At 71.4% G+C, this 12,091-nt stretch carries 11 protein-coding genes; 3 read left to right on the plus strand and 8 right to left on the minus strand.

Annotation, left to right across the window (positions count from 1 at the left end; all coding sequences use genetic code 11):
* Nucleotides 1-27: 27 nt before the first annotated feature.
* From QMG39_RS04870 to QMG39_RS04890, 5 genes are all read right to left on the minus strand, one after another.
* Nucleotides 28-1,311, minus strand: coding sequence for a glycosyltransferase (locus tag QMG39_RS04870; protein WP_281882746.1), 1,284 nt, complete (start codon nt 1,309-1,311; stop codon nt 28-30).
* Nucleotides 1,308-1,772 carry a GbsR/MarR family transcriptional regulator gene (locus QMG39_RS04875; RefSeq protein ID WP_281882747.1) on the minus strand — a complete coding sequence of 155 codons (465 nt, stop codon included), beginning with the start codon at nt 1,770-1,772 and terminating at the stop codon, nt 1,308-1,310. Before QMG39_RS04875 ends, QMG39_RS04870 begins: the two co-directional genes overlap by 4 nt.
* Before the next feature lie 67 nt (nt 1,773-1,839).
* Nucleotides 1,840-3,105, minus strand: coding sequence for a cation:proton antiporter (locus QMG39_RS04880; protein ID WP_281882748.1), 1,266 nt, complete (start codon nt 3,103-3,105; stop codon nt 1,840-1,842).
* Between the two features lie 34 nt (nt 3,106-3,139).
* Nucleotides 3,140-3,973 (minus strand): LLM class F420-dependent oxidoreductase, encoded by an 834-nt coding sequence (locus QMG39_RS04885; RefSeq protein WP_281882749.1) that lies wholly within the window; start codon nt 3,971-3,973, stop codon nt 3,140-3,142.
* Nucleotides 3,974-4,073: 100 nt separating this feature from the next.
* Nucleotides 4,074-4,340 (minus strand): hypothetical protein, encoded by a 267-nt coding sequence (locus QMG39_RS04890; RefSeq protein WP_281882750.1) that lies wholly within the window; start codon nt 4,338-4,340, stop codon nt 4,074-4,076.
* 217 nt (nt 4,341-4,557) lie between these two features.
* On the opposite strand from QMG39_RS04890, the gene QMG39_RS04895 reads away from it, so the two are divergent.
* A complete protein-coding gene (locus tag QMG39_RS04895; RefSeq protein ID WP_281882751.1) occupies nt 4,558-6,216 on the plus strand; it encodes a DUF389 domain-containing protein in 1,659 nt (552 codons plus the stop codon).
* A 21-nt stretch (nt 6,217-6,237) separates the two neighbouring features.
* On the opposite strand, the gene QMG39_RS04900 is transcribed toward QMG39_RS04895, so the two are convergent.
* Nucleotides 6,238-6,921, minus strand: a complete 684-nt coding sequence (locus tag QMG39_RS04900) for a TIGR00266 family protein (protein ID WP_281882752.1) — start codon at nt 6,919-6,921, stop codon at nt 6,238-6,240.
* Between the two features lie 80 nt (nt 6,922-7,001).
* Between QMG39_RS04900 and QMG39_RS04905 the strand changes: the two genes are divergently transcribed.
* Nucleotides 7,002-7,229: a hypothetical protein gene (locus QMG39_RS04905; protein WP_281882753.1), complete on the plus strand. Its 228-nt coding sequence runs from the start codon at nt 7,002-7,004 to the stop codon at nt 7,227-7,229.
* A 78-nt stretch (nt 7,230-7,307) separates the two neighbouring features.
* Here the strand turns inward: QMG39_RS04905 and aceB are convergent, their stop codons facing one another.
* Together aceB and aceA are read right to left on the minus strand one after the other, a co-directional pair.
* A complete protein-coding gene (gene aceB / locus QMG39_RS04910; RefSeq protein ID WP_281887162.1) occupies nt 7,308-8,891 on the minus strand; it encodes a malate synthase A in 1,584 nt (527 codons plus the stop codon).
* A 159-nt stretch (nt 8,892-9,050) separates the two neighbouring features.
* Entirely contained in the window at nt 9,051-10,385 is a 1,335-nt protein-coding gene (gene aceA, locus QMG39_RS04915; protein ID WP_281882754.1) for an isocitrate lyase, read from the minus strand.
* 466 nt (nt 10,386-10,851) lie between these two features.
* Here aceA and QMG39_RS04920 point away from each other — a divergent pair, with 466 nt between their 5' ends.
* Complete coding sequence (locus QMG39_RS04920) at nt 10,852-12,033, plus strand: ABC transporter ATP-binding protein (RefSeq protein WP_281882755.1); 1,182 nt, start codon at nt 10,852-10,854, stop codon at nt 12,031-12,033.
* Nucleotides 12,034-12,091: the final 58 nt, after the last annotated feature.

The following is a 12,091-nucleotide window of genomic DNA, read 5'->3' on the forward strand; positions in this document are numbered from 1 at the left end:
CCAGCCTGCCACCGAGCGGGCCGCGACTCACGCGTCCGCGAGGATTCCCTCGATCTGCGCCACCGCCGCGGCCACGCCGTCCTCGGCGCGGATGCGCCGCCCCATCGCGTCCGCCCGCTCGCGGATGCCCGCGTCGGTCGTGACCTCGCGGAGCGCCGCCGCGAGTCGCTCGCCCGTGAGCTGCTTCTGCGGCACCGGCGTGCTGCCGACGCCCGCCTCGGCGACGAGACAGCCCCAGAAGAACTGGTCGACGATGAACGGGCAGACCACGGTCGGCCGCCCGGCCCGCAGGCCCGCCGCGGTCGTGCCGGCGCCGCCGTGGTGCACGACCGCGGCCACCCTGGGGAAGATCCAGTCGTGCGGGGCCTCGTCGATGCGCAGCACGGTGTCGGGCAGTCCCCCGGCGTCCATGCCGCCCCACCCCGTCGCGATGACGCCGCGCAGGCCGGCGGTCTCGAGCGCCTCGACGACCGCACGGGTGAGCCGCTCGGGGTTCCGCCCGGCCATGCTCCCGAAGCCGACGTACACGGGCGAGTCCCCCGCCTCGAGGAACTCGACCAGCTCGGGCGACGGCGTCCACTCCCCCGGTGCGTCGAGGAACCAGTAGCCGGTGAGGCTCGCCCACTCGGGCCAGTCCGCGGGCCTGGGCAGCAGCTGCTCGCTGATGCCGTGCACGACCGGAACGGGCCGGCCGTCGTGCGTGGTCGCTGCGAGCGCCGCGCCCTTCCGCTTCGGCAGGCCGAGCGTCTCGGTGCGGAAGCGGTTGACCATCGTGTCGTAGTTGGCGTAGCCGAGCGCCGTGAGCCGGTACGTGAGCCGGTTGTACCAGGCGCCGAGCCTCCACGCCGGCAGCCCGACGATCGGGAAGTCGCGGGTCGCCACGGTCGCGGGCACGACGACGCCGAGCACGGGGGTCGCGCCGAGCTTCTCGGCGACGTGCGGTGCGGCGAGCGCCTTGGGGTGGTACACCATCACCTCGGGCTGCACGGCCTGCGCGGCCGCCCACACGTCGTGCATGAGGCGCTCGTTGATCGGGCCGGCCGCCTTCGCGAGCTTGACGTTGGTCTTCAGCATGCCGAAGAGCCCGGTGCTCTCCTCGATCGCGTCGCGCCCCGCGTCGGTGTCGAGCAGCTGCAGGATCTCGTCGCTCAGCGCGACGAACGGCACGCCGTGCTCGGCCGCGAACGGGCCGAACCGCTCGCAGGTCGCGAGCGTCACGTCGTGCCCGGCCCCCTGCAGCCCCTTCGCCAGCGCCAGGTACGGCTGCACGTCGCCGCGTGAGCCGACCGTCGTCACGAGCACCCTGCTCATCGCCCTGCTCCCTCCCGGGTCGCGCGGAACTCGTCCATCAGCCCCGGCAGCCGCTCCATCATGAATTCGTAGAAGTCCCGCGTGCGCGCGAGCCGCGCCGCTCGCGGCGACTCGTCGTCGCCGATCAGGTCGAGCCCCGCCTGCACCACCTCGAGGAAGTCGCGCATCTTCGCGGTCGGGTCGACCGCGAGCGCGAACGCGTCCTCGTTGATCTCGTAGGCGTGCCCGCGGCCCGTGGTCGGCACGCGTCGCACGAGTCCCGACTGCTGCAGCACGCGCATGCCGGTCGAGACCGACGCCTTCGAGAGGCCGGTCGCGGCGCCGAGCTCCGCACTCGTCTGCTGCGGCGGGTCGCAGATCATCAGCCAGCCGAGCAGCGTGCCGAACGACGGGGTCGTGCCCATCTGTGCGAGCACGAGGCCCACCTCCTCGGCGTACGCGCGCGCCTGGTCGTCGTCCACGCGCACCTCCGAGGCATCCGATCATTCAGAACATTCTGAACATACCAGATTCTTGCGCGACCCGGACTCAGTGCCGGGGCAGCTGCCGCCGGGCGCGCGGCATGTCCGCCGCGACCGACTCCGCCGAGCTCGGATGCTCCGCCATCATGGCCGCCGACCAGCGGTGGTACCGCGCGACGAGCGGCACCGAGGTCAGCCCGTGCAGCAGGATGCTGAGCGCCACCGTGACCAGCACGGTCGTGAGCACGACCTCCTGCTCGGGCACGCCCTTCGACGCCGCGATGAGCACGAAGACGAGGGAGGCGAGCCCGCGTGGCCCGAACCAGCCGATGAAGGCGATGGTGGGCGCACGGATGCCCCCGCCGGCGAGCGCGATGGCCACCGGGATCATGCGCACCACCGTGAGGCTCAGCACCGCGTACAGCACCACCTGCCACGTGATGAGCGGCAGCGCGAGCACGAGGGCGAGCGCGCCGAACGCGAGCCAGGTGACCGCCGCGGCCAGCTCGCCGACCTCCTCGGTCAACAGCGTCACGACCGAGCGCATCGGGCCGGCGACGCGGCCGAAGACGATGCCGCCGACGAAGGCCGCGATGAACCCGCTGCCGCCGAGTTCGTCGGCCACGGCGAACGCGAGCAGCGCCGCCGCGAGCGGCAGCACCTGCCGCCACGCCCGCGTGATCCAGTTGCGCTCGTCGGCGAACCGGATCAGCGCACCCCCGAGCAGGCCCGCGAGCACCCCCGCGAACAGGCCCCAGCCGATCTGCGCCGCCATGCTGCCGGCGATCGCGCCCGCGACCCCGGTCTCGATCTCGGCGTTCGCGATCGACAGCGCGACCAGGAAGACCGGCACCGAGAGGCCGTCGTTCAGTCCGCTCTCGACGTCGAGGGCCTGGCGCACGCGCGGCGGCACCGAGTCGTCCGTCACGACCTTCTGCCCCAGCGCGGCATCCGTCGGCGCCAGCATGACCGCGAGCAGCGCCACCGACGCGAGCGCCATGCCCGGGAATACGATGAGGCCCACGCCGAACCCGAGGAGCATGGTGAGCGGCAGGCCGATCAGCAGCAGGCGCGTCGGCCAGGAGAGCTGGTGGCGGAGCGCCCGCAGGTCGAGCCGGGTGGCGTCGCTGAACAGCAGCAGCACGAGCGCGATCTCGGCGACCCGCTCGGCGACGTCGATGTCGAGCTGGATGTCGGAGAGCGGGCTGACGAGCCCGACCACGAGCCCGGTGGCGGCGAGGAACAGCGCCGCGGTGACGCCGCGCCGGTCGAGCACGCGCGACAGGGCGCTCCAGGCCATGACGGCGACCAGCACGACGATCACTGCGATCATCTGGACCCCCGCCCGCTCGTCGGTGCCGTCGGGCTCAGGATAGCGGTGCGGCGAGCGCCCGCAGGCGCGGCACGAGCTGCTCGGCCGTCGGCACCACCTGCACGCAGACGTGGTCTGCGCCGGCGTCGAGATGGGCACGGATGCCTCCGGCGACCGTCTCCGCGGAACCGTGCACGACGATCCGGTCGACCAGGTCGTCGCTCCCGCCGTCGGCGAGGTCGTCCTCGCCGAACCCCGCGCGCCGCATCGTGTTCGCGTAGTTCGCCAGCTGCAGGTAGCGGTGCAGGAACTCCCGCGCGGCGGCCCGCGCCTGCTCGACGTCCTCGTCGAGCACCACGGTCTGCTCGGGCGCGATCAGCACGCCGGGGCCGAGCGCGGCCCGCATCTCGGCGGTCTGCGACGGCACGGTCAGGTACGGGTGCGTCCCCGCGCTCCGCTCGGCCGCGATGGCGAGCATCTTCGGCCCGAGCGCCGAGACAAGGCGGTCCTCGGCCGGCACGCCGCGCGCGTCGAGCACGTCGAGGTAGCGCTGCATGGCCTCGAGCGGCTTCTCGCGGTGCGGGGTCGCCTCGCGGTGCCCCGACCCGATGCCGACGAGCAGCCGACCCGGGTGGCGGTCGGCGATGCGGTGGTAGGCGTCGGCGAGCTCGTCCGCGTCGGCCTTCCAGATGTTGACCACCCCGGTCGCGACCTGCAGCGACTCGGTCGCGTCGAGGATCTCCTCGGCCCTGCGCAGGTCCGCGCGAGGCGACCCGCCCTGCCAGAGCGCGCCGTACCCGAGGTGCTCGATCTCGGCGGCTTCGGCGTGCCCGACCGCGGTCACCCCCGCCCAGACCCCGATCGGTCCCAGCCGGCTGCTCCAGTTCATCTGCTGCATGCGATGCATTCCATCAGACGCAGGCGTCACGCGCGTCTCGCCCGCCCGGACGACGCCGGACGGGCGGGACGTGGGCCGCGCGGTGTTCGGACTACTCCTCCGCCGACCGCCACTCGATGTAGCGAGCCACGAGCGCGAACATCTGCACGCCCGCCCACGACACGATCGCCGAGGCGGCGATCGCGAGCGCGGCGAACAGCCCGGCGAGCACGCCCGCGAGCACGTCGTCGGCGACGATAATCGCCTGGATGAACCCGATCACCGCCGCGATGAGGCCGATGACGAGGATGACCGCCGCGATCACCCCGTAGATTCCGCCGACGGTGCCCGCCCGGCGATTCAGCGTTTCCTTGTCCATGCTCGTTCCCTTCGCGACGACACGAGCGACCCTGCTCGTACCGATCGACAGCTCGGCTCCCGCCAAGCTGAAACTGAACTGTGAATCGTGCAATTCGCAGGATACTCACAGGTGAGGTCGCCTCGCACAGATACGCGGCGCGTCGGGAATCGGCGTCGCACGGGCATCCGCTCGCTCTAGGCTTGGCGCACGGCGACAGCTTCGGGAGGGCGGGCAGGTGGAGGTCGACGACAAGGCCGACTGGGTCAATCCGAGCGCGAACGACCGGCTCCGCGACCAGTTCCGGTCGATCGCCGGGGCGCTCTCGAACACGGTTGCCCTCCGCGGGCTCGCGTGCGTCGTCGCCGGCCTGGTCGTGTTGCTGCTCCCCGAGCTGACGACCACGGTCGCGACGACCATCGCCATCGCGCTGCTCGGCGTCAGCGGCCTCGCCGACCTGGTGTATGCGATCTTCGGCGCCCGATGGTTCGCGCGGCGCGTCAATCGCTGGCTCGCCGCGCCGCGCGGACTCGCGGCGCTGGGGCTCACCACGCTGATGATCCTGATCGCCGTCGCGGGCGGGGGCGAGATCACGTTGCCGCTGATCATCGTGATCCTCGGCGTCTACGTCGGCATCCGCGGGCTGGTGGCCATGATCGGGGCGCTGGTGAAGCGACGCGAGCGCAATCCGCTGCCTCGGCTCGCGGGCGGCGCGATCGCGGTCGTCGGCGGCGTGCTCGCCTTCATGGTGCCCGCGTCGCTCACGACGACCGTCATCATCACCGCGGCCGCGCTCTCGCTCGTCGTCGGCTTCGTGCTCATCTCGTGGAGCCTGCGCCGAGCGGCGCGCGGGGAGGGGCTGGATCCGTCGACGGCGACCATCCCCGACATCCTCTGGGACTGGATCGAGGGGTCGGACATCGGCCGCAAGACCCGAGCGGAACAGGCGTCCGGCCTCTACTTCGAGCGCCCGCAGCGACTCACGAAGCTCGGCACATGGTGGGTCATGCTCGTGCTGTCGGTCGCGATCGCGACGTTTGCGGTGCTGCAGGACTCGACGGCCGTTGTCATCGGCGCCATGCTCGTCGCACCGCTGATGACGCCGATCCTCGGGCTCGCGGGCGCCCTGGTGAACGGCTGGTCCCGCCGCGCGCTGCAATCCGCGACGCTGGTGACCTCCGGCGCGATCGTCTCGATCGTGCTCGCGTACGGCATCGCCGCATGGGCTCCCGTGGCGGTCTCGTTCTCGACGAACTCGCAGATCGTCTCGCGCGTCTCGCCCAACACGGTCGACATGATGATCGCGATCGCGGCGGGCGCCGCGGGAGCGTTCGCGACGGTCAACTCGCGAGTGGCCGCGGGCATCGCGGGCGTGGCGATCGCGGTCGCGCTCGTGCCGCCGCTCGCCGTCGTCGGCGTGAGCCTCAACGGCGGTCGATTCGACGACGCCGGCGGTGCGACGCTGCTGTTCCTCACCAACTTCGTCGCGATCGTGCTGGCGGCTGCGGCGGTCTTCGTGATCACGGGCTTCGCGCGTCCGTTCGCGCTGCGCAACAGGCCGGGCCAGATCCTCCAGACCGTCGCACCGTTCGTGATCCTCGCCGGCATCATCATGCTGCCGCTGATGCTCACGTCCGAGGGCCTGTTGCAGACGCAGACCCGAGAGCGCGACGTGCAGTCCACCGTCGAGGGGTGGCTCGGCGACGACAGCGGCTACGCGGTGACGGACGTCTCGGTCACGGGCTCGACCGTGCAGGTCACGATCACCGGCTCCGGCGACACCCCGGACGCCCAGGACCTGACCGACTCACTGCAGGACGACTTCGCGAACCCGGTGGGCCTCGAGCTCACCGTGGTGCCGGTCGAGATCACCGTCGTCCCGGCCCCGGGCGGCTGACCGGCACTGTCGCAGGAAGCCCTACCGGTCCGACCCCGAGCGCTGCGGGTTGACCTGCTTGATCCAGCCGATCAGGTCGACGCTCGAGCGCGTCTGCAGCCACACCCGGCCCGGGCCCGTGAAGTCGGTGACCAGGCCCTCGCCGCCGAGCAGGGTCGACTTCCAGCTGCCGGCCTTGCGCACCGAGTACTGCACCGTCTCGTCGAACGCGACGACGTGCCCGGTGTCGAGCGTCAGCGTCTCGCCCGCGGCGAGCTCGGTCGGGACGATCGCGCCGTAGGAGGCCATCAGCAGGTCGCCGGCGCCCGAGCAGCGCAGCAGGATGAGCCCCTCGCCGCTGAAGAAGGTCTTCCCGCCGCCCCACTTCGAGTCGACGTCGATGTCGGGGTCCGAGGCGCTCCACGACCCCGACTGCACCATGAGCGCGGTCTCGCCGTCGAGCGTCACCTTCGCCATGTCGCCGGGCAGCGTCGCGGTCACGCCGACCTGGCCGCCGGTGCCGGAGCGGAAGTCGTTGACGAAGAAGCTCTCGCCGCCGAACGTGCGCTTGAGTCCCGCCATGAACCCGCCGCGGGTCGACGTCTCGATCTCGATGTCGCCGCGGGTCATGGCCATCGCGCCCGCCTCGACGCGCACCGACCCTCCCGCCGGGAGCGTGACCACGCCCATCGCGAATGCCGGCCCTGCAGTGATCTCGACGTCCATCGTCTCCCCATCGATCGCGTGCGAACGGCGCGATGCGCGCCGCGGCCCACGCTAGCGATTCCCGGGTACGATCGGGCGGCATGTCCACATCGCGCGCGCGTCGGCGACTCGCCGCACTGGCGATCGGCGTCGGCGGCTGGCTGCTCGCCCTCGCCTTCGTCCGCGTGAGCCTCGGCTGGTCGGACAGCCGCCCCTACGAGGGCACCGTGACCGAGACCCGGTACCTCCTGTTCGCGGGCATCGCGGTCGCCATCGCGCTCGGCTCGACCATCGCGGCGATCATCGTCTGGCGGAGCCGGCGCCCCTGATCCCGCGAACGCGAGCGGGCCCGCCTCCCTCGCGGAAGACGGGCCCGTCGCTGCGCTCGGCCGGAGCGCGTCACCAGGTCACAGGAACCTCGCGTACGCCCCCACCGTCAGGAACGTCGGGAACTCCGGCTCGAGCGCGACGGTGCGGAACACCTGGATCGCGTCGTCGAACCGGTCGCCCTCGAACCGCGGCAGGCCGCGCACCGCGTCGCCCATGGCGCCGACGATGAACGTCTGGTCGATGCGGGTGCCCTCGGCCGTGACGGTGTTGTCGTGCAGCCACTGCCAGATCTGCGAGCGCGAGATCTCGGCCGTCGCCGCGTCCTCCATCAGGTTGTCGATCGCCGCGGCGCCGGTGCCCCGCAGCCACGACTCGATGTAGCGGATGCCGATCGAGATGTTGTCGCGCACGCCCTGCTCGGTGACCTCGCCGCCGGCCGACGGGATGTCGAGCAGGTCGGCCGCCGTCACCTCGACGTCGTCGCGCCGGCGGTCGACCTGGTTGGGCCGGTCGCCGAGCACCGCGTCGAACTCCGCGCGCGCCGTCGGGATCAGGTCGGGGTGCGCCACCCACGTGCCGTCGAACCCGTCGGTCGCCTCGCGCCGCTTGTCCGCGCTCACCGCGGCGAGCGCCGCCTCGGTGACCTCGGGGTCGCGCCGGTTCGGGATGAACGCGCTCATGCCGCCGATCGCGTGCGCGCCCCGCTTGTGGCAGGTCTGCACGAGCAGCTCGGTGTACGCCCGCATGAACGGCACCGTCATGGTGATCGTCTTGCGGTCGGGCGTGACCCAGCGGCGGCCGCGCGAGCGGAACGTCTTCACGATCGAGAAGATGTAGTCCCAGCGGCCGGCGTTCAGCCCCGCGCAGTGGTCGCGCAGCTCGAACAGGATCTCGTCCATCTCGAACGCGGCCTGGATCGTCTCGATCAGCACGGTCGCGCGGATCGTGCCGTGCTCGATGCCGACGTACTCCTCCGCGAAGGTGAAGATGTCGTTCCAGAGCTTCGCCTCGCGGTGCGACTCGAGCTTCGGCAGGTAGAAGTACGGTCCGCGGCCGGCGGCGATGAGCGCCTTCGCGTTGTGGAAGAAGTAGAGCCCGAAGTCGACCAGCGAGCCGGACGCGTTCATGTCGCGCCCCGACCGGTCGTGGAAGCGCATGTGCTTCTCGACCAGGTGCCAGCCGCGCGGCCGCATCACGATCGTCGGGGTCTCCGACGCGGTGACCGCGTAGTGCTTGCCCTCGGGCGAGGTGTAGGTGAGCTCGCCGTGCAGGAAGTCGTACAGCGAGCGCTGCCCGCCGATCACGTTCTCCCAGGTGGGGCTGGTCGCGTCCTCCTGGTCGGCGAGCCAGACCTTCGCGCCCGAGTTCAGCGCGTTGATCGCCATCTTGCGGTCGGTCGGCCCGGTGATCTCCACCCGGCGGTCCTCCAGGCCCGGCCCGGGACCGGCCACCCGCCACGACGCGTCGTCGCGGATGAACGCGGTCTCGGGCAGGAACTTCGGGTCGCGCCCGTTGGCCACGTCGACCCGTCCCTGCAGGCGCGCGGCGAGCAGGTCGTGCCGCGTGCCGGCGAACCGGTCGTGCAGCTCGGCGAGGAACTGCAGCGCCTCGGGCGTGAGGATCTCCGCGTCCTCCGGGAAGACCTCGGCCGTGACCTCCATGCGGGGCTGGATGATCTGGAAGCTCGAGCCCGTCGCCGGGCGGGGGTCGGGGGTGCCGGATGCCTCTGGGTTGACCGATGCCTGCGTGGCATCCGTGCGCTCCAGGGTCGACGTGGGCGTGGTGTTCATGGTCTCTTCTCCTCGAGTGATGACCGGCGCCTAGTGGCTGCCGGTGAACTGCGCTTCCTCGGTCGATCCGACGAGGGCCAGGGTGGCGCTGGAGGGGTTCAGCGCGGTCGCGATGCGGTCGAAGTAGCCGGTACCGACCTCGCGCTGGTGACGCGTGGCCGTGTAGCCGTCCGCCTCCGAGGCGAATTCCGCCTCCTGGAGCTCGACGTAGGCGCTCATGTGCCGCTCGCCGTAGTCCTTGGCGAGCGTGAACATGGAGTGGTTGAGGGCGTGGAAGCCCGCGAGGGTGATGAACTGGAACGCGTACCCCATCGACGCGAGCTCGCGCTGGAACTTCGCGATCTGGTCGTCGTCGAGGTGGCTCTTCCAGTTGAAGCTCGGCGAGCAGTTGTAGCTGAGGCGCTTGCCCGGGAACTTGGCGTGCACGGCCTCGGCGAACCGGCGGGCCAGGTCGAGGTCGGGCTCGGCCGACTCGACCCAGAGCATGTCCGCGTACTCGGCGTAGGCGAGGCCGCGGGCGATGACCGGCTCGATGCCGTTCTGCACCTCGTAGAAGCCCTCGGCGGTGCGCTCACCGCTGACGAACGGCTTGTCCCGCTCGTCGTGGTCGCTCGTGAGCAGCGTCGCGGCGAGCGCGTCGGTGCGGGCGATGATGATCGACGGCACGCCGGAGACGTCGGCCGCGAGGCGCGCAGCGTTCAGGGTGCGGATGTGCTGCGAGGTGGGGATGAGCACCTTGCCGCCCATGTGGCCGCACTTCTTCTCGCTGGCGAGCTGGTCCTCCCAGTGCACGCCGGCCGCGCCGGCCTCGATCATGCCCTGCATGAGCTCGTAGGCGTTCAGCGGGCCGCCGAAGCCGGCCTCGGCGTCGGCGACGATCGGGGCCATCCAGTCGCGACCGTCGTCCTCGATCTGGCCGGCGCGCAGCAGCGCGTTGTTGATGCGGCGCACGACGGCCGGCACCGAGTTCGCCGGGTACAGCGACTGGTCGGGGTAGGTCTGGCCCGACAGGTTGGCGTCGGCCGCGACCTGCCAGCCCGAGAGGTAGATGGCCTTGAGGCCGGCGCGCACCTGCTGCACCGCCTGGTTGCCGGTCAGGGCGCCGAGCGCGGCCGACCACTCCGGGTCGTCCATGCGCTCGAACGCGCTGCCGGTGTTCTTCTGGATGTTCTCCCACAGCTTCTCCGCACCGCGCTTGGCGAGGGTGCGCTCCTCGCGGACCGGGCCGCGCAGCGAGATGACGTCCTCGGCCGTGTAGTCGCGGCGGATGCCCTCCCAGCGGGGGTCGGCGTCCCACTCGAGGCGGAGCTCGTCGGCGGTCTGGGTCTGGTCGCCGGGACGTGCGGGCTGCGGTGCGGTGGTCATGGTCTCCTCCATCGGTGACTGCGGTCCGGGCGGGGTGCCGGCTGCCGCGAAGTTCGGTTGGTGACATCAACGATGCGGGCCGGCACAACCTCCGGATCGAGAATCTCCGACAGAAATCCGGCCGTTCTTCCGCGGCGCGGAAGATCTCCGTTTCGCATCGTTCGGAGCCGCCCCGGCGCCCCGATGCACTCTGTCCGCCGTCGCCGTTCGCGCGTTCCACCGCTGCATCCGTCGTGGTTTGCCGAATTCACAGACGATGTCGTCGGCACTATCGCCTCTGGGCTACCGAAATCGCAGAGTTGTGTAACACCTCGGTAAAGCTCTTCCGGACGGTTCGTCCGGCCGGCATCCCGGGTGGGATGATGTGTCGCATTCGCCTCATCGGCGATTGCCCGGCCGCCGGGCGTGACATTGAATACCCGGTACACCCCAGCGAGGGTGGCGGTATGCAAGGAGGAATCCCCACGTGACAGTGGCAGACACGTCGGAGCAGGCCGCGCCTGCGCCCCGGCCGGACGAGAGCGGCACGGATGCCACGGGCACGGTCGTCCTCGACCGCGTGACGAAGCTCTACGGCCAGAACAAGGCCGTCGACGACCTGAGCCTCCGCGTCGAGGCGGGCGAGTTCATCTCGCTGCTCGGACCGTCGGGCTGCGGCAAGACCACGACCCTCCGCATGATCGCCGGGTTCGAGCAGCCGGATGCCGGTGACATCCGCATCTCCGGTGCATCCGTGCTCGGCGTGCCGCCCTACAAGCGCCACGTGAACACCGTGTTCCAGGCGTACGCGCTGTTCCCGCACATGTCGGTCGCCGAGAACATCGCCTACGGGATGCACCAGACGAAGACCCCGAAGTCGGAGATCCGCGAGCGGGTCGTCGAGTCCCTCGACATGGTGCAGATGCGCCGGTTCGCCGACCGCAAGCCGACCCAGCTCTCGGGCGGCCAGCAGCAGCGCATCGCGCTCGCGCGCGCGCTCGTCAACCGCCCGAGCGTGCTGCTGCTCGACGAGCCGCTCGGCGCCCTCGACCGGCAGCTCCGCGAGGAGATGCAGCTCGAGCTGAAGATCCTCCAGTCGAAGCTCGGCATCAGCTTCGTGTTCGTCACGCACGACCAGGGCGAGGCGCTCTCGATGAGCGACCGCATCGCGATCATGCGCGACGGCCGCATCGAGCAGCTCGCCGACGCCGACACCGTCTACGGCGCGCCCGCCTCGGCCTACGTCGCGGCGTTCGTCGGCCAGCAGAACTTCTTCCCCGGCACGGCCACGGCCGACGCCGACGCGGTCGACACCCCGCACGGCGTGATCCGCAGCACCCGCTCGTTCGACACCGTCACCGGCGGCGCGGCCGCGCAGGCGGCCGTGCGGCCCGAGTTCGTCTCGATCTCCGCCGAGGCCCCGGCCTCGCCCGGTGTCAACGCGGTCGAGGGCCGGCTCATCGGCGTCTCCCACCTGGGCGAGACCATGCAGTACCTCGTGCAGCTCGGCGACGATCTCAGCATCATCGCCCGCCGCCCGAGCCCGGAGGCGCCGCGCCTGGCGACCGGCAGCACGGTCTGGTGCAGCTGGACGCCCGACAGCGTGCACCTGTTCCCCCTCGACGAGGCCGCGCACGCCGGCGGCCACGTGGAGCTCCCGACCACCTGACCCGCACCACAGCAGCACCACCCAGCACCACCGCACCACCCATCCCCCTGCAGCCGAA

The sequence above is a fragment of the Agromyces rhizosphaerae genome (genome assembly GCF_027925245.1).
In the GTDB taxonomy this organism is placed as follows: Bacteria; Actinomycetota; Actinomycetes; order Actinomycetales; family Microbacteriaceae; genus Agromyces; species Agromyces rhizosphaerae.

Excerpts from the sequence above, each read along its gene's own strand:
- QMG39_RS04885 (WP_281882749.1), bottom strand. The coding sequence starts at position 3,973 with ATGAACTGGAGCAGCCGGCTGGGACCGATCGGGGTCTGGGCGGGGGTG.
- QMG39_RS04900 (WP_281882752.1), bottom strand. The coding sequence starts at position 6,921 with ATGGACGTCGAGATCACTGCAGGGCCGGCATTCGCGATGGGCGTGGTC.
- aceB (WP_281887162.1), bottom strand. The coding sequence starts at position 8,891 with ATGGAGGTCACGGCCGAGGTCTTCCCGGAGGACGCGGAGATCCTCACG.
- QMG39_RS04870 (WP_281882746.1), bottom strand. The coding sequence starts at position 1,311 with ATGAGCAGGGTGCTCGTGACGACGGTCGGCTCACGCGGCGACGTGCAG.
- QMG39_RS04905 (WP_281882753.1), top strand. The coding sequence starts at position 7,002 with ATGTCCACATCGCGCGCGCGTCGGCGACTCGCCGCACTGGCGATCGGC.
- aceA (WP_281882754.1), bottom strand. The coding sequence starts at position 10,385 with ATGACCACCGCACCGCAGCCCGCACGTCCCGGCGACCAGACCCAGACC.
- QMG39_RS04890 (WP_281882750.1), bottom strand. The coding sequence starts at position 4,340 with ATGGACAAGGAAACGCTGAATCGCCGGGCGGGCACCGTCGGCGGAATC.
- QMG39_RS04880 (WP_281882748.1), bottom strand. The coding sequence starts at position 3,105 with ATGATCGCAGTGATCGTCGTGCTGGTCGCCGTCATGGCCTGGAGCGCC.